This window comes from Methylobacterium sp. GC_Met_3 (genome assembly GCF_026540775.1).
GTDB lineage: Bacteria > Pseudomonadota > Alphaproteobacteria > Rhizobiales > Beijerinckiaceae > Methylobacterium.
Window position 1 is genome coordinate 69,160 of sequence record NZ_JALNUL010000009.1, and the last position, 24,274, is coordinate 93,433.

The 24,274-nt window shown below is 71.5% G+C and carries 23 protein-coding genes; 11 read left to right on the forward strand and 12 right to left on the reverse strand.

What is annotated here, in order from left to right; translation table 11 throughout:
- Together OXS27_RS13905 and OXS27_RS13910 are read right to left on the reverse strand one after the other, a co-directional pair.
- On the reverse strand, positions 1-711 hold the full coding sequence (locus tag OXS27_RS13905) for a Crp/Fnr family transcriptional regulator (protein WP_243927516.1): 711 nt from the start codon (positions 709-711) through the stop codon (positions 1-3).
- A 374-nt stretch (positions 712-1,085) separates the two neighbouring features.
- Positions 1,086-2,246 carry a YihY/virulence factor BrkB family protein gene (locus OXS27_RS13910; protein ID WP_267356735.1) on the reverse strand — a complete coding sequence of 387 codons (1,161 nt, stop codon included), beginning with the start codon at positions 2,244-2,246 and terminating at the stop codon, positions 1,086-1,088.
- Between the two features lie 390 nt (positions 2,247-2,636).
- Between OXS27_RS13910 and OXS27_RS13915 the strand changes: the two genes are divergently transcribed.
- Positions 2,637-3,470, forward strand: a complete 834-nt coding sequence (locus OXS27_RS13915) for a sigma-70 family RNA polymerase sigma factor (protein WP_243927512.1) — start codon at positions 2,637-2,639, stop codon at positions 3,468-3,470.
- Positions 3,471-3,815: 345 nt separating this feature from the next.
- Here OXS27_RS13915 and OXS27_RS13920 read toward each other — a convergent pair whose 3' ends face one another.
- The 3 genes from OXS27_RS13920 to OXS27_RS13930 form a co-directional block, all read right to left on the reverse strand.
- Positions 3,816-4,079, reverse strand: coding sequence for a hypothetical protein (locus OXS27_RS13920; RefSeq protein ID WP_243927510.1), 264 nt, complete (start codon positions 4,077-4,079; stop codon positions 3,816-3,818).
- An 86-nt stretch (positions 4,080-4,165) separates the two neighbouring features.
- Positions 4,166-4,504 (reverse strand): hypothetical protein, encoded by a 339-nt coding sequence (locus tag OXS27_RS13925; protein WP_267356737.1) that lies wholly within the window; start codon positions 4,502-4,504, stop codon positions 4,166-4,168.
- A gap of 36 nt (positions 4,505-4,540) precedes the next feature.
- On the reverse strand, positions 4,541-5,098 hold the full coding sequence (locus OXS27_RS13930) for a metallophosphoesterase (protein WP_267356739.1): 558 nt from the start codon (positions 5,096-5,098) through the stop codon (positions 4,541-4,543).
- 242 nt (positions 5,099-5,340) lie between these two features.
- On the opposite strand from OXS27_RS13930, the gene OXS27_RS13935 reads away from it, so the two are divergent.
- Complete coding sequence (locus tag OXS27_RS13935; RefSeq protein ID WP_346732993.1) at positions 5,341-5,946, forward strand: DNA-3-methyladenine glycosylase 2 family protein; 606 nt, start codon at positions 5,341-5,343, stop codon at positions 5,944-5,946.
- 9 nt (positions 5,947-5,955) lie between these two features.
- On the opposite strand, the gene OXS27_RS13940 is transcribed toward OXS27_RS13935, so the two are convergent.
- A complete protein-coding gene (locus OXS27_RS13940) occupies positions 5,956-6,219 on the reverse strand; it encodes a hypothetical protein (protein WP_243927503.1) in 264 nt (87 codons plus the stop codon).
- A 170-nt stretch (positions 6,220-6,389) separates the two neighbouring features.
- Here OXS27_RS13940 and OXS27_RS13945 point away from each other — a divergent pair, with 170 nt between their 5' ends.
- The 4 genes from OXS27_RS13945 (at position 6,390) to katG (ending at position 12,207) form a co-directional block, all read left to right on the forward strand.
- A complete protein-coding gene (locus OXS27_RS13945; protein WP_267356743.1) occupies positions 6,390-7,628 on the forward strand; it encodes a histidine kinase dimerization/phosphoacceptor domain -containing protein in 1,239 nt (412 codons plus the stop codon).
- A gap of 362 nt (positions 7,629-7,990) precedes the next feature.
- On the forward strand, positions 7,991-8,356 hold the full coding sequence (locus tag OXS27_RS13950; protein ID WP_267356744.1) for a DUF1640 domain-containing protein: 366 nt from the start codon (positions 7,991-7,993) through the stop codon (positions 8,354-8,356).
- A gap of 121 nt (positions 8,357-8,477) precedes the next feature.
- A complete protein-coding gene (locus OXS27_RS13955; RefSeq protein ID WP_267356746.1) occupies positions 8,478-9,641 on the forward strand; it encodes a hypothetical protein in 1,164 nt (387 codons plus the stop codon).
- A 244-nt stretch (positions 9,642-9,885) separates the two neighbouring features.
- Entirely contained in the window at positions 9,886-12,207 is a 2,322-nt protein-coding gene (gene katG / locus OXS27_RS13960; RefSeq protein ID WP_243927494.1) for a catalase/peroxidase HPI, read from the forward strand.
- Positions 12,208-12,590: 383 nt separating this feature from the next.
- Here katG and OXS27_RS13965 read toward each other — a convergent pair whose 3' ends face one another.
- The 4 genes from OXS27_RS13965 to OXS27_RS13980 form a co-directional block, all read right to left on the reverse strand.
- A complete protein-coding gene (locus OXS27_RS13965) occupies positions 12,591-13,268 on the reverse strand; it encodes a carbonic anhydrase (protein WP_243927551.1) in 678 nt (225 codons plus the stop codon).
- Positions 13,269-13,363: 95 nt separating this feature from the next.
- Entirely contained in the window at positions 13,364-13,687 is a 324-nt protein-coding gene (locus OXS27_RS13970; protein WP_267356750.1) for a hypothetical protein, read from the reverse strand.
- 426 nt (positions 13,688-14,113) lie between these two features.
- Positions 14,114-14,995 carry an alpha/beta hydrolase gene (locus tag OXS27_RS13975; protein ID WP_267356752.1) on the reverse strand — a complete coding sequence of 294 codons (882 nt, stop codon included), beginning with the start codon at positions 14,993-14,995 and terminating at the stop codon, positions 14,114-14,116.
- A gap of 68 nt (positions 14,996-15,063) precedes the next feature.
- Positions 15,064-15,363, reverse strand: coding sequence for a hypothetical protein (locus OXS27_RS13980; RefSeq protein WP_243927490.1), 300 nt, complete (start codon positions 15,361-15,363; stop codon positions 15,064-15,066).
- 125 nt (positions 15,364-15,488) lie between these two features.
- Between OXS27_RS13980 and argE the strand changes: the two genes are divergently transcribed.
- Complete coding sequence (argE, locus tag OXS27_RS13985; RefSeq protein ID WP_267356755.1) at positions 15,489-16,688, forward strand: acetylornithine deacetylase; 1,200 nt, start codon at positions 15,489-15,491, stop codon at positions 16,686-16,688.
- 210 nt (positions 16,689-16,898) lie between these two features.
- Positions 16,899-17,777: a polysaccharide deacetylase family protein gene (locus OXS27_RS13990; RefSeq protein ID WP_243927487.1), complete on the forward strand. Its 879-nt coding sequence runs from the start codon at positions 16,899-16,901 to the stop codon at positions 17,775-17,777.
- 442 nt (positions 17,778-18,219) lie between these two features.
- On the opposite strand, the gene OXS27_RS13995 is transcribed toward OXS27_RS13990, so the two are convergent.
- Positions 18,220-18,918, reverse strand: a complete 699-nt coding sequence (locus tag OXS27_RS13995) for an RNA methyltransferase (protein ID WP_243927483.1) — start codon at positions 18,916-18,918, stop codon at positions 18,220-18,222.
- 904 nt (positions 18,919-19,822) lie between these two features.
- Between OXS27_RS13995 and OXS27_RS14000 the strand changes: the two genes are divergently transcribed.
- The 3 genes from OXS27_RS14000 (at position 19,823) to OXS27_RS14010 (ending at position 22,163) form a co-directional block, all read left to right on the forward strand.
- Entirely contained in the window at positions 19,823-20,917 is a 1,095-nt protein-coding gene (locus tag OXS27_RS14000) for a replication protein RepA (RefSeq protein WP_243927481.1), read from the forward strand.
- A 115-nt stretch (positions 20,918-21,032) separates the two neighbouring features.
- A complete protein-coding gene (locus tag OXS27_RS14005) occupies positions 21,033-21,713 on the forward strand; it encodes a winged helix-turn-helix domain-containing protein (protein WP_243927479.1) in 681 nt (226 codons plus the stop codon).
- A 237-nt stretch (positions 21,714-21,950) separates the two neighbouring features.
- On the forward strand, positions 21,951-22,163 hold the full coding sequence (locus OXS27_RS14010; RefSeq protein WP_243927549.1) for a hypothetical protein: 213 nt from the start codon (positions 21,951-21,953) through the stop codon (positions 22,161-22,163).
- Between the two features lie 22 nt (positions 22,164-22,185).
- Here OXS27_RS14010 and OXS27_RS14015 read toward each other — a convergent pair whose 3' ends face one another.
- Positions 22,186-22,554, reverse strand: a complete 369-nt coding sequence (locus tag OXS27_RS14015) for a hypothetical protein (RefSeq protein WP_243927477.1) — start codon at positions 22,552-22,554, stop codon at positions 22,186-22,188.
- Positions 22,555-24,274 lie beyond the last annotated feature (1,720 nt).

The window sequence follows — 24,274 nt, forward strand, 5'->3', positions numbered from 1 at the left end:
TCAAGCCGGCAGCAGGTAGGCCGGGTCGAACAGCCCCCGCTCCCGCAGGCCGTCGAGGTCGCGGATCGTCAGGCGCCGGCTGCGCAGGACGACGAGGCCGCTGCTGCGCAGCTCCTTGAGGGTGCGGTTGATGTGCACGCTGGTCTGGCCGAGGGCGTCGGCGAGGTCCGGCTGGGTCACCGGCATCGGCAGGCTGGTCCCGTCCGCCAGACCCGCCCAGGTGAGCCGCAGGTGCAGCTCGCAGAACAGGTGCGCCAGCCGCTCGATCGCCGAGCGGCGCCCGACGCTGGCGATCCACTCCCGGTGGATGGCCGTGGTGGCGAGCGTCTCCCGCCACAGGCCCTCCTCGATGGCGGGTCGGCCGCGGACCGCGTCGGCGATCTGCTCGGGGGTGATCCGCGCGACCGTGACGGGGGTCAGCGCCCCGATGGCGTGGTCCATGCGCGCCCGGCGGAACGCGAACGGATCGCACAGGTCGCCCGGCAGGAGCAGGGCGACGATCGCCCGCCGCCCATCCGGGAACTGCTTGTAGCGGCAGGCCCAGCCGTCGAGGATCAGGTGCGTGTGGTACGGATCGCTGTGCGGCCCCTCGATGTCCTGGCGGCCTGCGACGTGGCGGATGTTCTGGCGCGCGAGCCCCACGAGGGTCGCGCGATCCTCGGGCGCGAGGCGGACATGCCGCTCCAATTTCCGGACGAACGGATTCTCCACGCCCGCCTCCGGTCAGGTCGCGGCGGGGCGGGTGCGGACCGGCCTCATGCCGCCGGTCCGGCGACCATCCGGAGCGTCGCGGCCGGGTCGGCGCACGCGACGGTGCCGTCGAAGGTATCGATCAAGTTGTCAGGCACGGATATTTCGATCGGCGGACGGCAAAAGGTCTTCCGGATCGCGAAATCCGGATGTTCTTGATCCGCTTGTGCCCGGACCGGAGAACCGCGCGCCAACCTGTGTTAGTTTACCCAACCGGGACGGTCACGCCGGGCTCAAGGCCCCGCGAATCCTCACCCGGGCCGGCCCCGGAACCCGCCATTGCTTGCGCCTGCCGGGGTTGAGCCGGCGGATCACCGGCCCCACGGGCCGGCGCGCTACTCCGCGGCGGCGCCCACCGTATCGGCCATGCGCGCCCGGCGGGTGCCGAGCGGCTGCGGCGTGCCGACGGTGGTGTCCTCGGCGGTCTGGTGCTCCATCTCGGCGTTCAGCTGGGCGCCGGCCAGCACGATCATGGTCGAGAGCCAGATCCAGGTCATGAAGCCGATGGCCGCGCCGAGCGAGCCGTAGGTCTTGTTGTAGCTGCCGAAATGGGCGACGTACCATGAGAACAGCAGCGACGCGGCGATCCACAGCAAAGCCGCCAGCGCGCTCCCCGGCGTGACCCAGCGCCAGCGCGGCGCGTCCCGGCTGGGGCCGTAGCGATAGAGCAGGGCGAGCCCGAGCAGGACCGCCACGAACAAAGCCGGCCAGCGCAGGAGCGTCAGCCACCACGCGTCGGCCCCGAGCCCGACATAGGTGAGCACCAGCGGCAGCACCACCACCGCGGACAGCGCCAGGATCAGGAACAGCAGCGCCCCCGCGGTGAAGCCGAGGGAGACGAGGTTGAGCACGACGAAATTGCGATGCTCGCGCTCGTTGTAGACGAGGTTGAGCGCGTCGAAGACGTGCTTCACGCCGCCATTGGCGCTCCAGACCGACAGGACGATGCCGAAGACCAGGCTGAACCCCAGGGTGGTGTCGCCCTGCTCGTTCAGGCGCTTGACCTGATCGCCGACGATCTCCAGCGCGCCCTGGGGCAGGATACCCTGGAGGCTGGCGAGCTGCGCGTTGATGGTCGAGGCGTCGGCCACGAGGCCGTAGCACGAGACCAGGGCCGCCACCGCGGGGAAGATCGCCAGCAGGGTGAAGAAGGTGACGCCGGCCGCGATCAGCGACAGCCGGTTCTCGCCGATGGCGCGGTAGGTGCGCAGCGCGATGTCCTTCCAGCCCTTGGCGGGGATCTCGGTGGGCGTGGCGGCGCCGCGCCCGCGATCGGCCTCGGTCCGGGCGACGGCATGCGCCGCGCCGCCTTCATGCGAGGGGGAGGGCCGGCGGGCGCCATCCTGATCCGAGCTCTGGTCCGGGGCCGGCCGGCCCGGCCGGCGCGGGAGGGCCACGAGGCCGATCAGCGCGGTGGCCAGCGCCAGCGTCCAGACCGTCGATGCGTGGCCCTGTGGACCGGCGGCCTCGGAGCGGGCGGGTTCGGGAACGGGCATCGCGGATTCCGGGCGGGGTTGTGGGACGCGTTCTGGGACGGCTGCTGAGCGGAGGTTCCGAGGCGCCCGGGGACGCGATCGAGGGCCGCACTTGTCCAGAGAACGCCCTATCGCAGGCAACGGTTCGCCTTTCGGTTGCAACATCGCCGTTGAAACCCGGCGCGGAGAACCCGCTGGCCGGCCGCGCCCTCGACCGGGCCGATCCGGGTCCGCGCTCGCGCGGCGCCGGTGCCGGGGGGCTGGGGGGCTGGGGGGCAGACCGAGCCATGGGAATCCCGTGGCCGATGGGCGTTCGGGCAAACCGCTAACCCATGTTGCGGCATGGGCGGGCTCGGCGCGCGACAACCGCGTGCGGGCACGACCGGCCCGATCGCCGACGACCGGACCTGAATGCCCGCACCCGAAGGCTCATCCCTCCTCGATCGCGTTGTCGATCCCTTGGGCGCCCCCCTGGCCGACCCCTTGGCCGATTCGCTGGAGGATCGCGTCGCGGATGTCGCCGATGAATCTGCCGAGGATACGCGCGACGACATCCGCCACGGCCTGCCGGAGGCCGTGCGTGCCCATCTGGGCACCCTGCTCGGCCATGCCTACGACCGGATCGGCCCGGCGCCGGGGGCCACCTCGCACCGCTTCGCCGAACTCCTGGCCCGCCTCGAGACCGCCCTCACCCGGGCCGAGGGCGCGCGGGAGGCGACGTTCCGCGCCGGCCTGCTGGAGGTGGTGCCGGCGCTGCACCGCTTCGCGGTCTCGCTGACCCGCGACCCGGCGGCGGCCGACGACCTCGTGCAGGACACGCTGCTGCGCGGCTGGCGCGGCCGGGGCGGCTTCACCCCCGGCACCAACCTGGAAGCGTGGCTGTTCACGATCCTGCGCAACGTCTTCTACAGCCAGCACCGCAAGCAGGGCCGCGAAATCGCGGATTCCGACGGCAACCACGCCGAACGGCTGACCAGCATCCCCGAGCAGGGGGGGCACCTCGACCTGCAGGACGTGCGCGCCGCCCTCGACCGGCTCGCACCGATGATGCGGGAGGCGCTGGTCCTCGTGGCGATCGAGAACCTGAGCTACGAGGAAGCCGCCGCCGTGATGAACTGCCGGATCGGCACCGTGAAGAGCCGGGTCTGGCGCGCCCGGGAGCAGCTCGCCCGGATGCTCGGCTACAGCGGGGCCGAGATCGGCAACGACGGAGTGATGCTGTCGGTGACCGGCACCACCGCCTGAAGATCGCCGCGGCCAAGAAAACCGGGATCAGAAAACCGGGCCGAGGCCTGGGCCCGTCCGAGCGTCATCCGTGTTCGAGAGCTGGAGGCCGCCTGTCGGGATGCGGCTCCCGACCGGCTTGCCCGGCAGAGCTTCAACCCTGAATACGCAAATTCGTCGCTTATCCGCGTGTATTCAGCAGGAAATTTGACTTAGGTGAAAGCGCCCGGGTGCAGACTTGGGCGACATGAAGCGGGTTGGGTCGATCCGTCGGCTCGGCTCGGCTCCCATCGGTGCGACATCCCCCCGATCCGCCGATGGGAGCCCCCTTCTCGGCTGCACGCGCGGACGCGTCCGACAGGATCCTCAGCGCGAAGCCTTCCCCGCCCGGTCCGCGTCGAGCTGCAGCAGCAGCTCCGCCAGCCGGGGATCCAGAGCCTCGTCGATCACCGGATCGTACAGCGCGCGCAGCTCGTGGCCGAGGCGGACGCGCGTCTGCGCGTCGAGGACCGGACGACCCGCGATCGGAACCACCCGCAGGGCGGCCGGCGCCCCGTCGGGACCAGTCCGTGCGGCGGATCGCGTGTTGATGGGTCTCGGGGCGGCGCGCTGATATTCGGATTGGGGCATGCCCCCTACATCGGCCCCGGCCCGGGCGACGGCAACCGCCGGACGCCACAGAGTTTTCCAGGAGACCGACGGTGCATACCGGCGTTTCAGGCGTCGTCTTCGGGTGCGAACACCTCGCCCTTCTCGGCGAGGACCGTGTCGGCCGTGTCGCGCGCCAACGCGGCGTCGGCCGGGCGGCCGGTCTCGTCGGCGCGACCCGGATCATCGCCCCCGAGATCATCACCCCCGAGCAGCCGCGCCAGCGCGCGCTCCCAGCCGGGCGGCAGGGCCTGCCCCTGTCCGGCGAGGATCTGCCCGGCGCGGCGGAGGACCCGGTCCCGGTCCGTCCGGGCCATCTCCGCGAAGGCGGTCCCGAGCCCGAGTTCGGTCGCGGCCCGGACGGCGGCCTCGGCCCAGCCGGGCGGTGGTGCGGGCGTGTCGGTCATGGCGGTGCGGCCTCCTGAGGGAATCCCGTATGGGAATCAGCGCAGACCCTGGGTGGCGAGTTCCTCCGGCACGAGCGCGGCCGCCGCCTGACGCGCCAGGATCGCGTCGAGGGTGACCGGGCGCGCGTCCCAGGCATCGACGCCGACGTCGCAGGACCGGGTCGTGTCGGCGAGCCAGCCGTGGCTGTGGCCGTAGAGATGGCGCGTCTCCCGCCAGAGGCCCGGCCACGCCCGGTGGGCGTAGTGCGACAGGAACAGCCGGTGTTCCCGGCCCTCGGCGTCCGGAATCGACAGGCGGACACTGTCCACGGGCGGCTCGGCCCAGGGCAGGTCCAGCACGCGGTTCGAATCGTGGTTGCCCCGGACGAGGCGCTTCGTCCCGTTGAGCCGGGCGAAGACCGCCGCACAATGCGCGCGGCTCGCATGGGCGGCGAAGTCGCCGAGGTGCCAGACGCTGTCCCCGGGGCCGACGACGGCGTTCCACCGGGCGATCAGGGTCTCGTCATGGGCCTCGATCGTGTCGAACCGGGCCCGTTGGTGCCGGAGGATGTGCGGATCGCCAAAATGCGTGTCCGCGGTGAAGAAGAGGGTCATGACACCCGCCAGAGCGGTCGTCCCGTCGATCGCCGACGCGCCAGGAGCCTGTTATCGAATGCCCGCACCATCCGCCTTCCCCATCATGTCGTGCGTCCTGAAGGTCCGGGTTTCAGAAGGTCCGCGACCTTTTGCAGCTGCAGGGCAGCGCCCTGCTGTCGGGCTTCGCCCGATGCGCCAGGGCTTCGCCCCGGCACCCCGCCAAAGGGCGTAGCCCTTTGGAAACCCTGGATCTTTTGCACATCCATCTCCTGCCGGCGGCCAGCCCGTACCCGGCCCTGCGGGACGCCCTGGAGCGGACCGGCCCGATCCGGATCGAGCCGGCGGCGCAGTCTTGCGTCGCCGAGCGCCTGTTCGTCGAGGTGGTCAACCAGCAGCTCTCCACCCGGGCCGCCGCGGCGATCTGGGGGCGGATCGAGGCGGCCGCCGCCGCGGCCGCCGCCGCGGCCGCCGGCACGCCGCGCGCCCTGTTCGCGGCCGGAGACCCGGACCTCCTGCGGGCCTGCGGCCTCTCGGGCAACAAGGTCCGGGCCCTGCAGGCGATCGTCGCGGCCGAGGCGGCGGGCCTGCTCGGTCCCGAGCTGGCCGGGCTGCCGCATCCGGAGCGCGCGGCGATCCTGTGCGGTATCCGCGGCGTCGGCCCCTGGACGGCCGACATGGTCGGCATCTTCCATTTCCACGACCCGGACATCTGGCCGGAGGGCGACGTTGCGGCGGTCGGGTGCCTGCGTCGGCTGACCGGCCAGGCCGACACGCGCGCCGTGGCGGCGGCCTTCGCGCCGTACCGCTCGATCCTCGCGCGCTACCTCTGGCGCATCAAGGACATGGCCGCCGCGGCGCCCGCATGACGCATCGCCTCAGCGCCCGACCGCCTGGCGCAGGGCCGCGACCATCGTCTCGACCGCCTGCTGCGCCGCCTCGCCCAGGGCGATATCGGTCTCGCCGGCGGTGACGAGGCCGCGCGCCTCCAGCTCCTTCACGCCCTGCGGGTCGGCCTCGTGTCCGGCGCCGTCCTTGCGGATCACCGAGGTGACCCGCTCGCCGCTGACGAGGCGGTGATAGGCCGCGAAGGCGAAGATCGAGAGCGCCTTGTCGGAGAGTCCGTTCACGTCGTCGGCCATGCTGTGCGCTCCTCGCGTCGGGGTTGACGGACGAACGCCGCACGGTGCCGGCGGCTCCGGTGATCGGCGGGGGTGCGACGACGGGTGCGGCGGAAACCTGCATCCGGCCACGGACTTGCGCGGACGAAGCGTTGGCCTGTCCGCGCAAGTCCGCGTACTCTGCTGTCTTCATGACCATAAAGACCGACCTGACCGAAGTGGAACCCAGCCCGAACGCGCCGCAGGACGCCTCGCGCCCCGATCTCGACTATCGCCTGCGCCAGCAGGCGATCCTGTCGGAGTTCGGCGTCGAGGCCCTGCGCGGCACCGATGTCGATCACCTGCTGCAGCGGGCCACGGAGCTGTGCGCGCAGGGCATGGGGGCCGAGTTCTGCAAGGCCCTGGAATACCGGCCCGGCGCCGACACGCTGCTGGTGCGGGCGGGCGTCGGCTGGGGACCCGACGTGATCGGCAAGGCGCGGGTCGGCGCCGACTTCGCCTCGCCGGCGGGTTTCGCCCTGAAGACCGGGCGGCCGGTGATCTCGAACCACCTCGCCGCCGAGACCCGGTTCCGCACGCCCCAGCTCATGGCCGAGCACGGCGTCCGCCGGGCGATCAACGTGCTGATCGAGAACCGGGAGGGCGCCTTCGGGGTGCTGGAGGTGGACGATACCCGCGAGGGCATGTTCGCGGAGGCCGACATCGCCTTCATGCAGGGCTTCGCCAACCTGCTCGGCGGCGCGATCGAGCGCCAGCGCACCGAGAGCCTGCTGCGGGCGGCCCTGGCCCGCCAGGACCTGCTCGCCCGCGAGATGAGCCACCGGGTCAAGAACAGCCTCGCGATCGTGGCGAGCCTGCTCGCCCTCCAGGCCCGCGCCGCCGAGGCCGAGCCCGCCGTGCACGCGGCCCTGACGGATGCGCGCAGCCGGGTCGAGGCGATCGCGGGGGTCCACGACCAGCTCTGGCGGCAAGGCGACGGGGGCGGAGACGGGAACGAGGAGGGGGTTCCGGGCGAGCTCGACCTCGCGCCGTTCCTCGAAACCCTGGTGGCCAACCTCGCGGGCGGGCGTCCGGACCAGAGGCTCGCCTGCGCGGCCGTGCCGTTCCGGATCTCGGCCGATCGGGCGATCCCGATCGGGCTGCTGGTCAACGAACTCGTCACCAACGCGCTCAAATACGCCTACCCCCTCGGGACGCACCCGGAGGGCGGCGAGATCCGGGTCCGGGCGGAACCCCGGCCCGACATGCTCGTGGTCGAGGTGGCCGATGACGGGGTCGGGCTGCCGCCGGGCTTCGAGGTCGGGCGCGCCTCGAAGAGCCTCGGCATGCGGGTCGTCGGCAGCCTCACCCGCCAGCTCGGCGGCCAGCTCACGACACCGACGACGCCGCGGGGCGCCTGCTTCCGGCTGGAGGTGCCGCTGACGCCCTGAGCCGCGCGCGGCGCCCGGGCCGCAAGATCGGGGCAGAGTACGATCGCGGCATCGGACGATCATCGCCGACCGGAATCACGATCGCTCCTGAGAATCCATCGCCCGGATCCGATCACGGTCAACATCGCCCAAAGCATCGGAGTTGTGGCAAGGCACTGAAATTTTGCAGTGAGGCTTTGCGTCCGCATCCTCTTTTTGCGAAATCCGGACCTCATCGTTCAGGATGATGCACTTGCACGCGATGCGCGCTTCGATATGCTCCCGGTCATCGCATCCGAACCTCCGCGCTGGCCGACCACGATGACCGCCCCCGAGCCGCAGGTGATGGAGCTGAGGCCCGGTCACGGGCCGGGTATCGACGCATGACCGCCGTCGCCTTCGATACGCTCCGCTTCGTCCGCACGCTCCGCGAGAAGGCGAAGATGTCGTCGGAGCAGGCAGAGGGCCTGGCCGATGCCGTCGCGGAGGCGATCCAGAGCGATCTGGCGACCAAGACCGATATCGCTATGGTCCGGACGGATATCGAGGCGTTGCGGCTTTCAACGAAGACCGACAATGAAGCGCTGCGGCTCTCCACGAAGGCCGACCTGCGCGAGGCGGAGCTGCGCCTGGAGGCCAGGATCGAGGCCACCAAGGCCGAGATCATCAAGTGGACGATCGGCTCGATCGGGTTTCAGGCGCTGGTGAGCGTCGGCGCGGTCGTGGCCCTCACGCGGGGCTGGCACTGAGCCATACGCGCCCGCCGGGCTCTCGGCTCCGGCGCGCGGATCGTCACGAAAGGCAGCGCCCGGCTTCCGGGATGGGACCGCAGGGCTGGACAAACGCCCCGCGCCGCCGCGATCTGGCGTGATGGCGCGGCGAGACACGACAGGGGCGGAGACCGGGATCAGGGAGGGGGCGTCCAAGACCCTCGCGCGGCGGCTGCACGCCTTCCGAAGCCTGGGCGACAATTGCGAGTTCGGGTTCGTACAGCGCTACGGCGGGGTCGAGCCGTCCGGCCTGCTGCGCTTCTCCTACACGCCGCTGGAGGATTTGATCCGCGGCCTGCACTGCGGGTTCTCGGATTTCGGCGTCCCGGGCGACCTGCGCCTGTCGGTGAGCGCGGGCGGCACCTACTATTGCCACAGCCTCGCGTACAACATCTGGGCCAATACCGGACACCCGGAGGGCTCGATCGCCCCGGAGGCGCTGCTGGAGCGCGAATACGGCCGGCTCGCCCATCTCAAGCGCAAGTTCCTCGACGAGCTCGCCGAGGGCTCGAAGATCCTGGTGCGCAAGGCCGGCCGCGACGCGCCGGATTCCGGCTTCGCGCGGCTCGCCGAGGCGGTCCGGGCGCACGGGCCCGCGACACTGCTGCGCGTCACCGAGGCCGGGCCGGCCTGGAGGCCGGAGCCCGTCCGGCGCATCGCCGATCACCTGATCGAGGGGCGGGTGCGCCGCTTCGCGCCGGCGGAGCAGGCCTGGGAGGTCGATCTGGAGCCCTGGATGCACCTCGTGGACGGGGCCTATGCGGTGGTTCACGGCTCAGGCCCGACCCGCCTGGAGGCTGACGCCTTTCCGGAGGCGCTGGCACTGTCGGGCCGGCTGCGCCGGCATGTCGGGCGGCACCGGGAGCCGGGGTTCACCGCCTTCACCCGGACGGTCGATCCGGCCGGGTTCGACCGGGACGCGATCCACGTGTTCTCGAGCTGGGTGTGGATCCCGGAGGATTTTACCGGGACGCGCGTCTTCGCGGCGGCCGGCTACGCCCGGCTCGGCTGGCGGGACGCCGACCTGTCGCGGCGCGGGTGCTGGCAGCAGGTCTGGGCTTCGGGACGGCTGCGCCCCGAGGTCGCACGCGAGCCGATCGGCCTCGGGATGGTCGGAGCCCGCCGCGACGGCTTCTGGTCGGCCGGGGCGCGCTTTGCCGAAGGTCCGATCCCGGGGGACGCGCCGCCGCCCGCTGGGCCGATGCCGCCGGCCCGGTTCCCGGGGCAGGATCTCCTCGCCCGGCTGAGGCCGCGATCCCTGTAGACCTCAGGCAAAATGCCGCTGCGCACCGGCTCGGTCGCCGGAACGTGAGGGCGGCCGACGCCGCTGCGTCCAACAGCCAAGCCGCGAGCCCTTGATTTTGGGGGCTGCGGCCTGATTTCGCTCTCGGTCTGAAAGCGCACAGTGACCGATGGCCGTGGCGCCGCCCGCGCGCCGGGCCGTCGGGGTCTGCGGACGACGGGGCGAGGCCGGCCGCGTCGGTTCCGCGACACAGGGGGGATTCCCGATGGACGACATGAGACTCGACAAGACCGACACCACGACGTTCGAGATGCAGGGCAAGTGTCCGTTCGGCGGTGATCGGATCGGCGGGGCCTTCGGCGACCGGCCCGCCCTGGAGAACTGGTATCCCCATCGCCTGCGGGTCGAGCTGCTGCACCAGAACGGGCTCGCCGCCGATCCCCTCGGCCCGGATTTCGACTATGCCGCCGAGTTCGCCAAGATCGACCTCGACGCGCTCAAGGACGACATCAAGCAGTTCCTGACCTCGTCGGTCGCGTGGTGGCCGTCCGATTACGGCAATTACGGCCCGCAGATGATCCGCATGGCCTGGCACTCGGCCGGCACCTACCGGATCGCGGACGGGCGCGGCGGCGCCGGCACCGGCATGCAGCGCTTCGCGCCGATCTCCAGCTGGTGGGACAACGGCAACACCGACAAGTCGCGCCGCCTCCTGCAGCCGATCAAGCACAAATACGGCAACGCCCTGTCGTGGGCCGACCTGATGGTGCTCACCGGCAATTGCGCCCTGGAGATCATGGGCCTGCCGACCTACGGCTTCGCCGGCGGCCGGCTCGACGCCTGGGAGGCCGACAACGCCACCTACTGGGGTCCCGAGGTGGTCGACATGGGCAGCGTGTCGAGCTTCGACGACATGGTGAACCGCGACAAGCGCTGGCGCGGTCAGAACGGCGACGCGGATTACGACCTGGAGAACCCGCTCGCCGCCTCCCACCAGTCGCTGATCTACGTGAACCCGGAGGGCCCCTACGCGAATGGCGACCCGCAGGGCTCGGCCAACGACATCCGCGTCACCTTCACCCGCATGGCGATGAACAACGAGGAGACCGTGGCGCTGATCGCGGGCGGCCACGCCTTCGGCAAGAGCCACGGCATGACCCCCGCCAAGGAGATCGGGCCGCCCCCCGAGATGGCGCCCATGGAGGCGATGGGCCTGGGCTGGCACAACCCGAAGGGCGCGGGCTCCGGCAAGGACACGATGACCAACGGCATCGAGGGCAGCTGGACCCCCGATCCGACCCAGTGGGACAACGCCTACCTGGAGAATCTCTTCAGGTTCGACTGGGAGCAGACCAAGAGCCCGGCCGGCGCCCTGCAATGGACCCCGAAGGACCCGGATGCGCCAAAGACCCCCGACGCGCATGTCGAAGGCCAGATGCATCCGCTGATGATGATGACCTCCGACATCGCCCTCAAGGTCGATCCGGAGTACCGCAAGGTCTGCGAGAAGTTCCTGGGCGATTTCGACGCCTTCACGCAGGCCTTCTCCAAGGCGTGGTACAAGCTCACCCACCGCGACATGGGCCCCAAGCACCGCTATCTCGGCCCGGAGGTGACGATCGAGGACGGGCTGCTGTGGCAGGACCCGCTGCCCGACGCCGCCTACGCGCCGGTCGGCGAGCCCGAGATCGCCGCGCTCAAGCAGGCGATCCTCGACAAGGGCCTGTCGGTCTCGGACCTCGCCTTCACGGCCTTCTCGGCGGCCGCGACCTACCGCGACAGCGACAAGCGCGGCGGTGCCAATGGCGGGCGGCTGGCGCTGGCGCCCCAGAAGGACTGGGCGGTCAACCGCAGGGCCGCCCCGGTGGTCGAGGCCCTGCGCGGCGTGATGGAGGCGTTCAACGATCGCCGGAGCGACGGCAAGCGGGTCTCGCTCGCCGACCTGATCGTGCTGGGCGGCTGCGTCGCCGTGGAGAAGGCCGCTTCGGAGGCCGGCGCCGCAATCCCGGTGCCGTTCACCCCGGGCCGGGTCGACACCACGCAGGAGCTCACCGACATCGAGATGTTCGAGTGGCTCAAGCCCGTGGCGGACGGCTTTCGCAATTACGTCGCCGACGGGTTCGGCCAGGTGGCCCGCAATGTCTCGCCGGAGGAGCTGTTCCTCGACAAGGCCAACCTGATGACCCTGACGGCCCCGGAATGGGCGGTCCTGACCGCCGGCCTGCGGGCGCTGAATGCCAACCACGATGGCGGGCAGCACGGCGTCTTCACCGACCGGGTCGGTGTGCTGAGCACGGACTTCTTCCGGGCGGTGACCGACACCGACCTCGTCTGGGAGAAGGCCGACGCGGAGGCCATGACCTTCACGCTCAAGGACCGGGCGACGGGGCAGCCGAAGTATGCGGCCACGCGCAGCGACCTCGTGTTCGGGTCGAACGCGCAGCTGCGCAATATCGCCGACGCCTATGCGGGTCGCGACGGGGAGGCGCGGTTCGTCAGGGACTTCGTCCGGGTCTGGGACAAGGTCATGATGCTCGACCGCTACGACGTGAAGGGCCACAAGCGCTACGCGCCCATGGCGGCCTGATACGACCTGACCGCCCCTCGCCCCGTCGTCGGACGGGGCGAGGGTCACGCCATTTGCACGGCAGCGCGGGGGGCGGGGATTCCCTCGCCCCGCGTGCGCGGAGAGGGCCGCGTCTCCGCCTCGTTGGGGAGCGCGGCAAGGCGGCAGCCGAGGGTGAGGGGGCTCGAACGGATGAGCTTCGTCCGGATCCGCCCCCTCACCGCCGCTGCGGCTGCGCCTCCGCTTCCCGCACGCGGGGCGAGGGGGGATGCGCGGCCATCGATCGCCCTATCCGACGACGATCCGCGAATCTCCAAGCCTCTGCGGGGGAGGGGGCGTAGCCGAGGCGAACCACCGTTGCCGGACGGGCCGAAGGTCGGGGCTGCTTGTCCCGCGCGGGTCCCTCAGGCCGCCCGCCGACGCCCGCCGGCGGCAGAAGCCTGGGCCACCGGCATGTCGGCCTCCGCGATCGGCCGGAAGTGTCCCTCCGCGCCGTCATACGCCAGCAGGGCGCCGGTCTCGATCTCGAAGAACCAGCCGTGCAGGCGCAGCGTCCCCTTGGCGAGGGCGGCCGCGACGCTCGGATGCGTGCGCAGGTTGGCGAGCTGCACCACCACGTTCTCCAGCGCGAGGGCGTGGTGGCGGGCCGTCTCGTCCATGTCCTCCGGATAGGCCTCGCAGACGATCCGCTCGGCGGCTTCGGCGTGGCGCAGCCAGGCCGCCACGGCGGGCATCCGCGCCAGCGCGTCCCGGTGCATCAGCCCGTGCATCGCGCCGCAATCGGAATGGCCGCAGATGACGATGTCGCGCACCTTGAGCGCCACCACGGCGTACTCGATCGCCGAGGAGACGCCGCCGATCACGTCGGAGGCCGGGGGCACGATGTTGCCGGCGTTGCGGCAGACGAACAGCTCGCCCGGCCCCGCCTGGGTGATGTGCTCCGGCGAGACCCGGGAATCCGCGCAAGCAATGATCAGCGCGCTCGGGTGCTGACCGTCACGCACGAGCTGCTGGTACATCGCGCGCTGGCCGGGGAAGACGTGGCCCTGGAAGGCGGCAATGCCCTGGATGAGGCTGTTCATGAACGGATCCCTGACACGGGGCGGAAGCGGTGACGGAAGCGGGGAGGGCCGGCCGGGCCGGAGCCCGGCGGCGGGTTGATGGCGGCGCCTGATCGTCAGCGCAGCGGCCGGCGGTTTTGGGCGGTCCCGGATGCCCAGTGGGACTCGACCGGGCGGCGGACCAGCGCGGCCCCGGCCCGCTCGTGAAGCATCGGCGCGCCGAGGATCTGGCCGGTGCCCATGCGCTGCGCGTGGAGCGAGCGCGGGTCGTGGTGGGGATCGCTGATGTAGGAGCTCATATGGCCACCACCGGCGACCTGGCGGCTCCCGCCGCCGCCCTCACCGGCCTCGGCGGCCAGGGGCATCAGCAGGGGTGCGGCGGCGGCCAGGACGGCGAGGCCGAGGGTCGGACGGAGGATCGAGAGGGGGCGTGCGTGCATCGTCGTGTCTCCTCGTCTGTTCTCGTTCTGCGAAGAACACTGTGTCTTCGCCGATGTCACGAACATAGCCATGATCAGACGAGATCGATGTGCGTCCCGACACAGTAGAACACGAGAAAATTTAATCCCCGGCGCGGGATTGACTGTGTGCGTGGGCGCACGCCGACGCATCGTCTGACTCCGGCGGCGGGATTACGGTCTGAACGCGATTCGCTTGCCCCAGGGCGGCAGCCTTCGCCGCGTAACCGGGCCCGCGAAGGGCGATCCGCGGATTCCAAAGGGCAGGCCCTTGGCGGGGTGTCGGGGCGGCGCCGCCCGCGCGGGCTTCGCCCGACGAACGAGCGAAGCGCGACTGCAGGGCCCTGCCCTGCAGTCGCAAAAGGTCACGGACCGTTTGAAACCAGGATCTTCATCCCGAACACTTCGTCAGCCACCAAGCAGGGCGTGGGCCGCCCGGACCAGGATCCCGTCCGGCCGGCGCAGGGCGTCGAGCACCGAGAAATGCTCGGCCCCGGGCACCGGCAGCAGGGGGCCGGGGGCGTGGGCCGCCGCCCGCAGGGCGTGCAGGTTGCGGGCGTCGTGAATCAGCGCCGGCAGCTCGTGCGTGCCGTAGGCGAGGCACAGGGGTTTTTCCACCACCGGAAGGCGCAGCGGCGAGAGCGCCTCGATCTCCGCGTCGGTGAGATGGAGCTTGTCGTTGAGACTGGTCTGGCGGATCGGCGCGAGATCGTAGACGCCCGAGATGGCGAGCCCCGCCGCCACGGCCGGATGGCCGAGATGCAGCGCGGTGAGCAGCCCGCCCGCCGACCAGCCCGCCAGGACCAGGGCGCCGCGGATCCCGTGCCCCGGACCCTGCGCGGCCAGCCAGTCGAGGGCCGTGCCGATCTCGGCCGCGATCCGGGTGAGGCTCGCCTCCGGGGCGAGGGTGTAGCCGACCATCGCCACCGACCAGCCGGCGGCGTTCGGGCCTTGCGCGAAGCAGGCGAACAGCTCCCGGGCGCCCCGCTGCCAGTAGCCCCCGTGGAGGAAGACCAGGCAGGGCGCACCGGCATCCCGGGCCGGATAGAGATCGATCGCGTTGCGGGCCCCCGGGCCGTAGGGCCGGTCGAGGCCGCCCGGATGTGCGGCCCGGTAGGCGGCCGAGGCGGCGTCCCGGGCGGCGACCTGCCGCGCGCTGTCGGCCACCGCGCGGGTGTTGTCGTAGCAGGCATCGCGCGCGTCGGGATCGAGGGAAGCCCAGCGGCGGCGCGGATCCGCTGGGGTCGGATCCTCCAGGCGAAACGCGTGATCCCCGGTCGCTTGAACCATTGTGGGTTGTCTCTGGCGGCCCCGGCTCACGCACCATGGCAGGGTCCGGGATCCGGGTCGAGGTGGGTTCAGAAACCGGGGAGCGCTCCGGGGATCGTTCCGCCGTAGCCCCAGCCCGTGAAGGGCGGGGCCGCGACCCGCTCCCGCGTGGCCGGGGCGAAGATCCGGGCGAGCGGCCGGGGCTCCTGCCACGCGCGCCAGTCCCGAAGCCGGTCGCGGGCGGCCATCCGGGCGAGCGTGCGGCCGGTGTCGGTCGCGTGGCCCGGAGGGTGCCGGTGCGGGCGGGCCTCGGCCGGGGCGGCCAGCAGCGCCGGCAGCAGGGCGAACAGGGGCAGGGACGCGGCAATCGCGCGCGGCTTGAAGCGCATGGATCGGGCTCGGCGGGGGAGGGGCCTGCGGCAGCTACGCCGCGGAGGCGTCTTCGGTTCCGGGATCCCCGGCGGCCCGAAAACCCCGTACACAGGGGTCTTCCCCGGAACGAGTCGCGCGCTTCATGCCAGAATCCGATCCGTACGCCGCCCCGCCGCCCGCCGACGCGCCCGATCCGGTGGCGTTGCTGGCGACCCTTGTCGGCTTCGACACGGTGAGCGACCGCTCGAACCTGCCGCTGATCGACTGGGCGGAGGCCTATTGCCGCCGCCACGGCGCCGCGGTCGAGCGGGTGCCGGACGAGACCGGCCGGAAGGCGGCGCTGCTGGTGAGCCTCGGCCCGTTCGAGACCCGCCCCGGCTACGTGCTGTCGGGCCACAGCGACGTGGTGCCGGTGGTGGGCCAGCCCTGGTCGTCGGACCCGTTCGTCCTGCGGGAGGAGGGGGGCCGGCTCTACGGGCGGGGCACCTCCGACATGAAGGGGTTTTTGGCGGTCTGCCTCGCGCTCCTGCCCGAGATGGCGGCGGCGGATCTGGCCACCCCGCTCCACCTGGCGATCTCGTACGACGAGGAGGTCGGCTGCCTCGGGGTGCGGCCGCTGATCGCCCGGATGCTGGAGCGCGGCCCAAAGCCGCTCGGCTGCTTCGTGGGCGAACCCACCGGCATGGAGGTCGTGGTCGGCCACAAGGGCAAGGCCGCCGCCCGCCTCACCTTCCGGGGCCGGGCCAGCCATTCGGCCCTGGCGCCCCAGGGCGTCAACGCGGTGGAATACGCCGCCCGGTTCATCGAGCATGTCCGGCTGTCCGCGGAGGCGCTCGCCCGGGACGGGGCGCGCGATCCGCTCTACGACGTGCCCCACACCACCGGCCTGTCGAGCGTGGTGCAGGGCGGCGCGGCGCTCAACATCGTGCCCGACAGCTGCAGCGTCAGCTTCGAGTACCGGGCGATCGGGGCCGACGATGCCGGGGCGCTGGCGGCCTCGGCCATCGCGTACGCCACCGACACGCTGGTGCCGCTGATGCGGGCGGTCGATCCGGCCTGCGGCGTCGCGATCGAGCCGCTGATCGACTATCCGGGCCTCGACACCGACCCGGAGGCGCCGGTCGTGACCCTGGCCAAGCGGCTCGCCGGCCGGAACGGCCACGCCAAGGTCTCGTACGGCACGGAGGGCGGGCTGTTCGATCGGCTCGGCGGCGTGCCCGCCGTGGTGATCGGCCCCGGCTCCATCGCCCGCGCCCACCGGGCCGACGAGTACGTGACCCGGGCCGAGCTCGACGCCTGCGCGGGCTTCGTGCGCCGCCTGATCGCGGCCTGCCGGGCCTGAAATCGGGGATCCCAAAGGGCGTGCCCTTTGGTGGGGCGTCGGGGTGAAACCCCGACATATACGGATCCCGGACCCCCTCTCGGGGGTCCGGGATCCGTACAGCAGGGCTCTGCCCTGCACCCGCCAAAGGACTCGTCCTTTGGAATCCCATGACGTTGGCCGGTGCGCCGCCCTATCTCGCGGGGATTCCCTGGAACCCTGGACCCCGCGATGGATGATGCCCGGCACGGCCGCTACGCCTACAGCGCCCTTCCCGATCGGCCGGTCTACGACTGGCCCGGCGGGCGGCGGCTCGCGGTCTATGTCGGGCTCAACCTCGAGACCTTCGATTTTGGCACGGGGCTCGGCGCCGAGCTGGCCCCGGGCGGCCCGCAGCCGGACGTGCTGAACTACGCCTGGCGGGATTGGGGCAACCGGGTCGGGGCATGGCGGCTGCGCGACACCCTGGATGCCCTGGCCCTGCCGGCGAGCGTGCTGGTGAACAGCCGGCTCTATCGGGATTGCCCCGGCCTGATCGAGGCCTTCCGGGCGCGCGGCGACGAGATCGTCGGCCACGGCCGCACCAATGCCGAGCGGCAGGGGACGCTCCCGGAGGCGGAGGAGCGCGCCCTGATCGCGGAGGCCACCGCGATCCTCACCCGGGAGGAGGGGCGGGCACCCGCGGGCTGGCTGGGCCCATGGATCTCGCAATCCCAAGTCACGCCCGACCTGCTGGCCGAGGCCGGCTACCGCTACCTGCTCGACTGGTGCCACGATGACCAGCCGACCTGGATGGCGACACGCGGCGGCGGGCGGATCCTCGCCGTCCCCTACCCCCAGGAGCTGAACGACATCCCGGCGATCGTCGCCCGCAAGGAGACGGGCCGCCAGTTCGCCGACGCGATCGTCGATGCCTTCGACGAGATGCTGGACCAGTCTGCGTCGGCACCCCTGGTGATGGGGATCGCGCTCCATCCCTACATCGTCGGGCAGCCCCACCGGCTGCGGCCCTTGCGGGCGGCGCTCGCCCATATCGCGGCCCACCGGGACCGGATCTGGCTCACCACCGCAGGGGCGATCGCCGCGCAGGTCTACACGGAAGCAGGGTGATCCGGGGATCCCAAAGGGCAAGCCCTTTGGCGGGGTGTCGGGGCAGCGCCCCGACGCTCGGGCCTCGCCCGATGATCAATCCGGAATCGCGAAGCCGATCGACAGGCACAGGGCCGCTACGGCGGTCAGCGCCACGGCCGCCTGGCGGACCTGATGCCAGCGCGCGCTCCTCGCAGCTCGCGCCCAGCTGCAATTCGTCGTCAAAACCCTTCACGAAGGCGTCGAAGCTCGGGAAGGCCCGCCGGGCGAGCCACAGCCACACGCCGACGGCGACCAGGCTGCAGGCCCAGCCCCCGTAGGTAAACGCATCGTCCAGCATCCGGCGCCGCCTCAAGGCTACGCCCCCCTCGCCGCGCATCCTACGGCAGGTTGCCATCACCGCCTAGATGAAACGGCACCACACCGAGCCAATACCGTGTTGCCGAATGTATCCGGGCTTCGCTCACGTCGGGCTCCGGCCCAGGGCGTAGAGGGTGATGGCGGCGGCGTTCGAGACGTTGAGGCTGCGGATCGCCCCCGAGAACGGGATCCGGGCCAGCACGTCGCAGCAGGTCCGGGTCCGCTCGCGCAGGCCCTTGCCCTCGGCGCCGAGCACGATCACCAGCGGCCGGGTCACCGTCAGCGCGTCGAGGCTCTCCGGCGCGTCGGAATCGAGCCCGACGCGCGTGAAACCCCGTTCCCCTAAGGCGATCAGCGCCTCGGCGAGGTTGCGCACGGTCACGAACGGCACGTGCTCCAGCCCGCCGGAGGCGGATTTCGCCAGGACCCCGGTGGCCCCCGGCGCGTGGCGCGCCGTGGTGACGATCCCCGCCACCCCGAAGGCCGCGGCGGTGCGCACGATCGCCCCGACATTGTGCGGATCGGTGATCTGATCCAGCGCCAGGATCAGGGCGTCGGCCGGCAGGTCGTCGAGCCCGGGGGCGGGCAGGGGCTCCGCTTCGAGATACAGGCCCTGGTGGACCGCGTCGGGCCCGAGCAGCCGGCCGATCTCGCTCGGCCGCACCAGTTCGGGGGTGATCCGCAGGCCCTCGCCGAACTCGGCCTCCAGCCGCGCGGTGGCGTTCTCGGTGGCGAGCAGCCGGTGCAGGCCGCGGGCCTCGTTGCCCAGCGCCTGGACCACCGGATGCCAGCCGTAGAGCACGGTGGCTTCCTCACCATCGGGCCCGAGCCGGGGGCCGGGGGCCGGCGGGCGGGACCCGGGCCGGGGACCGGACCGCCATTGGCCGGGCGGACGACCTCCCGGCGGCCGGCCCTTGGCAAAGCGGCTTCCGGGGGGGCGATCGTCGTTGTGGCGGTCCGTCATGGGGCGGCGACGGGTGAGCGGGACATCGGCATGGCCTTTCCTGAGACATGGCCTTTTTTGGGCATGGCCTTCTTGAGAGACCGAGAAACCGGTCGCCGTCGTTCGCGTCAAGCCGGCTCCCGCTCGGTGGGGCAGGGGGCCTCCCGGGATGCGGGATCGGCATGGAATGTGGACAAGTCGCTCATATTCCCTTCTGCCCCTGTGAAATTCCAATCCCAACCCGGCCGTTCTCCAAAACGAACGCGCTCCAGCGAAGTAGGAAAGGTATCTAGAAGAATCTCTCAGAGAGTCAGTTTAGCAGACTATATGGAGTGCCAAATTCACGATCCTGACCAATGGCTTGAGGGTAGTTTGCGCATCCGACTCTGCGCGATGCCGCATCGAACTCTGCGTGCGGCCGTATCGGAATCTGCGCCGTATCGGCGGGGTGGCGTATCGGAGTCTGCGCATCCGCGTATCGGATTCGGCGCGGATTCACGCCCGGCGCGGTGGATAACGGGGACGGAATGCCCGGACCGGGGCGTATCGAACTCTGCGTGGTGCGGGACGGTCGGATCGGCCCGTATGCGACTCTGCGTAAGCCCGCGCCCGATCGCAGGCGATGCAGGGCGCGGGGAAGCGTGGATTGCCGGGACAAGCCGGATCGGATCCGCGCCCCGGCGGCCGAATCGTGGCATGGCAGGATCGGGCCGCCTTCCCGCCCACAGGGGAGGGGCGTCCGTGCAATTCGGGCCGAGGGGCGATGACCATCGAGGAGAAGATCGCCGCAATCCACGATCCGGACCTGCGGGCCGAGATCGAGGCGGCGCGGGGCGGCTTCCTGTTCGCGCAGATCGTCGAGCACGTCCTGCATCGCCAGCGCGAGCGCGACGCGCAGACCGCCCTGCTCGGTGAGGAGGAGCGGCGCCGGTCCGGCCTGTCCCGCGACCAGCGCCGCCGCGATGCCGTGCGGCTGGTGATCGAGAGCGAGCCGGCGCTCCCGTCGAACCTGCAGCACATCCACTCGGTGCTGGCGCTGTGCGGCCTGCCCTATCGCGATCCCGGGCCGGTGCGCGAATTCTCCCGGACCTACGGGCGCAACTCGCTGAGCCTGATCGCCGGGCGGATCAAGGATCCCGAGACCGGTGCCTTCGAGCCGCAGGGCCTGCCCTACGGGCCGAAGGCCCGGCTGATGCTGCTCCACCTCTGCACCGAGGCGGTGCGCCAGCGCAGCCCCACCGTGAAGGTCGCCGAGACCCTGTCGGGCTTCATGCGCGAGATGGGTTTTGCGGTGACCGGCGGCGAGCGCGGCACCATCCGCCAGTTCAAGGAACAGCTGAACCGGCTCGCCGCCTGCTCGATGCAGATCGGCCTCTGGGACGGGCGCGACAGCGCCACCACCCTCAACGTCCCGCCCTTCCGCAGCCTGGAGCTGTGGCGCCCCCGGGCCGGCGAGGGGGACGAGACCGCGGAGCGCACCGTGCGCTTCGATCCGGAATTCTACGAGACCCTGATCCGGCACGCCCTGCCGGTCGACATCCGGGCCGCCCGGGCCTTCTCGGGCTCGGCCCGCAAGCTCGATCTGCTGTTCTGGACCGGCTACCGGCTGCGGTCCCTCCAGCGCCCGCTGCGGCTGACCTGGACCAACCTCCACGCGCAGTTCGGGGCCGAGAACGCCTCGATCCGCAGCTTCCGGCAGGCCTTCAAGGCGGATCTCGCCCATCTGGGCGAGGTCTTCCCGCGCCTGCCGCTCGTGCTCGACGACAACGGCCTGACCCTGCACCCGGCCGATCCCAGTGCCCTGCTGGTGCCGCCCCGGCCGGCCTCGAAGAGCAAGCGGTTGCGCGCCAGGGAATAGAATAATTCCGTATGGAATGAACGTTCATTCCCTACGGAACGACGACGTCCTCCTGAAACCAGTTCCCACCACTCGGAATAGGCATTATGTTCCTTCCGTCGGGAGGGAACGGTCGATGGGTTTGTCGGATGCCGAGATCGAGATGCGGCTCGCGGCCCTGCGGCGCCAGCGGGAGGCGCTCGACCGGGAGATCGCGGATCTCGTCCTCTATCAGGAACTCGGTCGCCGCCTGGGGGCCGTGAGGGCAGAGGCGGGGGTAGGAGCGGGGGCTGGGGCGCAGGGGCCCAGCCCGGATACCGGGCCCGTCCCGGTACCCGATCAAGCCTTCGAGCGGGACACGACCCTGGCCCCCCACCCCGCCGGGCCCCGGGCTCGTCCATCGGATCTTGCGCCGGATCTTGCGCCGGATCCCTGGCCGGGCGCGGCACGCGCGTCCGGCCAGGGGCCCGCGGCCCCCGGATCGCCCGCTCCGGGGCCGTCCGGGGGCCGGGCAGCGCCGGAGGGCGTCCCGCCGGCCGTCGCCTTCACGGACGATGTCGCGGGGGCCCGGCGCTACGGCCGCGCCGTGGTCGAGGCCGCCTGCACGGCCCTCGCGCGGGCCGGTCGGCCGCTGCACGCGGCGGAAATCCTGGACGTCCTGACGGCGCAGGGCTTCACCCTGCCGGGCCGCGACCCCGTGGCGGCCCTCAACACCCGGTTGTGGAAGCGCTCCGGTCCGGGCGGCCCCCTCCGGCGGGTCGGCGAGGCCACCTACGGGCTGGCGGCGGATTGGGCTGCGGATCCCGCGCATCCCTGACGGACCGCCGGCCGGTCACGAATGCGCGACGCTGAGCCCGATCGGGCCCGATGTCCCTCATATCGGGGACGTGCAACGCCGGGAAACCTGATCGGACTGGTCGCGTTGCGGCACGGCGCCCGTGCGGCGGACGGGGTCTTCGGGTCGGGGAGGGGGTGTCATGGGCGGACACGACGGGGATCGGACCCTTGAGCGCGCGCCGGGATTTGGGCGCGCATCGGGATTGGGGCGGTGACGATGGCGCTCGCCAATCCGGCCGCGCAGGCCTGCGTCTTCATGCTCGGCTGCGCGGTGATCCACGCCGCCCGGGCGCACGCAGAACGCCTCACGCGGCTGCTGGTCGCCGCGCTCATCGGGGCGAGCGTGCTGCTGCTGCTGGCCGCCTCCCTCACCTACGCCCCGGGGGCCGACGAAACCTTCGACGAAGTCTCGGTCTACGCGGCCTCGTGAGGCGGCATCCGGGCGGGCCGGGTCAGTTCATCATGCAGAAGCCGGCCCCGGTTCCGATCCGGCGCTCCTGCGCACACCAGGGCTTGGCGGGTCCGGGGGCCGGGCCGGGCGCGCTTCCGGGTGCACTCTTCAGATCGGCGACGGCCTGGCTCCTGCCCGGTTCGGCACCGCGCGGGGCGCCGTCACCGGGGGGCCGCTCGCTGGTCCCGAGCACGTGCGCGACGGGCGGGTCGGCCTCGGGATGGCCGGTCTCGACCTTCAGCTCGGGGACCCGGTCGCTCAGCTGCCCCAGATCGGGCGGGCCCAGCGACGCGAGTCCGGGCATATCCTGCGCGGCGGCGGCGCCGCAGAGGATCAAACAGGCGGCCGGAGCCGTGAGGAACCTGAGCATCGACGAAGCTCCTGGTGCGAACGATCCCGCCGCCCGAATCCCCATGACGAGACCGACCGGCGGACGAATCTAGGGTGGAGCCAGTTAAAGACGGGCAAAGATTTAGGATTAACAAGTCTTTATCATTCTTTGCGGGATGCTGGACTGCATTGGCCGATGTCGATCGGCGTCCGAGACGAGAGCGCGCGAATGACGTGCGCTGCGCCGCTACCGGATCCGGCGGACAGGCTCGCGCGATGATGGGGGCGTGATCCGCGCGGTGCCGGCGGGCCGATCTCCGGCCCCGGTCGGTCGCCTGCCGGGGGCTGTGTCGCGGAAGGCGCGGGCGCTCTCCGGCGAAGGGGCACCGGTTCGGCGCAAGAGCGCGCGTCACAACACGGGCTTGGAGCCAGCCCTTTCAAGGTGTTTGCGGAAGCACCGGGACACTGGCAAGCGCGCTCTCCTCCCCTGGCGACCCTGGACTTGCCCAGGATCGCTCGAGCTTGCGGGGAGGCGTTTGGGGATCGCGGATCCCGCGTGGGGGTGGTGCAGGAGGCACCGGAACGCTCGATCCTGAACCACCCCCACCCCTGACCCCTCCCCGCAAGGGGGAGGGGAAAACGCGGTTCTCTTTCAATATGTTGGAGCCACGCATTGCGATACTTGCAACCAGCCGGAACATCTTGAACGGGAGGGCTCCAGCCGGCGTCGCGATCCCTGGAGCCCTCCTTCGAGGCCCGCTTCGCGGTCACCTCAGGATGAGGGGATTGGGTGGGATTGCCTCAACGCGGCGCAGTGTCGTGTGCCGTGAGCAACGCGATCGGGCACGGCTCCAACCCGCCCGCACCACCATGAGGCGCGCACGAAAGCGCGGCTGCAGGCGGCGCTCCGCTGCCTCGCGTGCGCAGGACAGCGGCGCGGGGAGGGCGCCTGAACCGCCCTCGCCCAAGCGCACCCGGCCAAGCGCGCCCGGCCAAGCGCGCCCGGCCAAGCGCGCCCGGCCAAGCGCCGGGGATTGGGTCCCGGCTTGCCGCGGGATCCTGCGGCGGACGGTCCGGCCGCGTGTCCCCGGACGATCGTCGGCACGGCGGCCAGCCGTGTTCGAGCGCCGACTCGGACACGGCACGATGGGACCCACCAGCCCGCCGCAGACACCATCCAGCGTTCGCATAAGATATATTATGGAACATCAGCCGTGGGGCCGACTGGGTGAGAGGGCTTGGCATGCCAATTCGGCACGCCCAATCGGGCGTCCGACCGGGCATCTTGGACGGGTTCGTCGTGGACCGTTTCCGGGCCGACACCGAAGCCACCAAAACGGCGTCGCGGCAACGCGGCCTGCTCGTCGGTGCCGCCGCGTCCGAACAGGCCGCCCGTCGGGCGGAGGCGGGGCGATCCGGGTGAGGGCGGTCTGAGCGCCCTCCCCGCGCCGGGATCCTCCGGTTTCCCTCCCAACCCTCCTCCGGTTTCCGTCCCAACCCTTCGGGTTCCAGCGTCCGCTCGCGTTGCGGTGCCTCCTCGTCATCCCGCGCAGCAACCTGATCCGGGTCGGCAACGCCAACGATCGCGACGCCGATCGGATCGCTTCGGGCCGCCCGCATGAGAGATGCAGGCGCTGGTTCCGGTCGGTCCGCTATGCCACGCGGGATCCATCCGCGCACCCGCCTGACTTGACAATGTTCCTATTTTGTGCTCATTAGCCGCCACCTGTCCGCGACGCTTCTGGGGTGACCCAGCGGCG

Bases quoted from the DNA above. Each gene is read 5' to 3' on its own strand.
- OXS27_RS13910 (WP_267356735.1), bottom strand. From the start codon at position 2,246: ATGCCCGTTCCCGAACCCGCCCGCTCCGAGGCCGCCGGTCCACAGGGC.
- OXS27_RS13915 (WP_243927512.1), top strand. From the start codon at position 2,637: ATGCCCGCACCCGAAGGCTCATCCCTCCTCGATCGCGTTGTCGATCCC.
- OXS27_RS13920 (WP_243927510.1), bottom strand. From the start codon at position 4,079: ATGCCCCAATCCGAATATCAGCGCGCCGCCCCGAGACCCATCAACACG.
- OXS27_RS13925 (WP_267356737.1), bottom strand. From the start codon at position 4,504: ATGACCGACACGCCCGCACCACCGCCCGGCTGGGCCGAGGCCGCCGTC.
- OXS27_RS13930 (WP_267356739.1), bottom strand. From the start codon at position 5,098: ATGACCCTCTTCTTCACCGCGGACACGCATTTTGGCGATCCGCACATC.
- OXS27_RS13940 (WP_243927503.1), bottom strand. From the start codon at position 6,219: ATGGCCGACGACGTGAACGGACTCTCCGACAAGGCGCTCTCGATCTTC.
- OXS27_RS13945 (WP_267356743.1), top strand. From the start codon at position 6,390: ATGACCATAAAGACCGACCTGACCGAAGTGGAACCCAGCCCGAACGCG.
- OXS27_RS13950 (WP_267356744.1), top strand. From the start codon at position 7,991: ATGACCGCCGTCGCCTTCGATACGCTCCGCTTCGTCCGCACGCTCCGC.
- OXS27_RS13955 (WP_267356746.1), top strand. From the start codon at position 8,478: ATGGCGCGGCGAGACACGACAGGGGCGGAGACCGGGATCAGGGAGGGG.
- katG (WP_243927494.1), top strand. From the start codon at position 9,886: ATGGACGACATGAGACTCGACAAGACCGACACCACGACGTTCGAGATG.
- OXS27_RS13965 (WP_243927551.1), bottom strand. From the start codon at position 13,268: ATGAACAGCCTCATCCAGGGCATTGCCGCCTTCCAGGGCCACGTCTTC.
- OXS27_RS13970 (WP_267356750.1), bottom strand. From the start codon at position 13,687: ATGCACGCACGCCCCCTCTCGATCCTCCGTCCGACCCTCGGCCTCGCC.
- OXS27_RS13975 (WP_267356752.1), bottom strand. From the start codon at position 14,995: ATGGTTCAAGCGACCGGGGATCACGCGTTTCGCCTGGAGGATCCGACC.
- OXS27_RS13980 (WP_243927490.1), bottom strand. From the start codon at position 15,363: ATGCGCTTCAAGCCGCGCGCGATTGCCGCGTCCCTGCCCCTGTTCGCC.
- argE (WP_267356755.1), top strand. From the start codon at position 15,489: ATGCCAGAATCCGATCCGTACGCCGCCCCGCCGCCCGCCGACGCGCCC.
- OXS27_RS13990 (WP_243927487.1), top strand. From the start codon at position 16,899: ATGGATGATGCCCGGCACGGCCGCTACGCCTACAGCGCCCTTCCCGAT.
- OXS27_RS14000 (WP_243927481.1), top strand. From the start codon at position 19,823: ATGACCATCGAGGAGAAGATCGCCGCAATCCACGATCCGGACCTGCGG.
- OXS27_RS14005 (WP_243927479.1), top strand. From the start codon at position 21,033: ATGGGTTTGTCGGATGCCGAGATCGAGATGCGGCTCGCGGCCCTGCGG.
- OXS27_RS14010 (WP_243927549.1), top strand. From the start codon at position 21,951: ATGGCGCTCGCCAATCCGGCCGCGCAGGCCTGCGTCTTCATGCTCGGC.
- OXS27_RS14015 (WP_243927477.1), bottom strand. From the start codon at position 22,554: ATGCTCAGGTTCCTCACGGCTCCGGCCGCCTGTTTGATCCTCTGCGGC.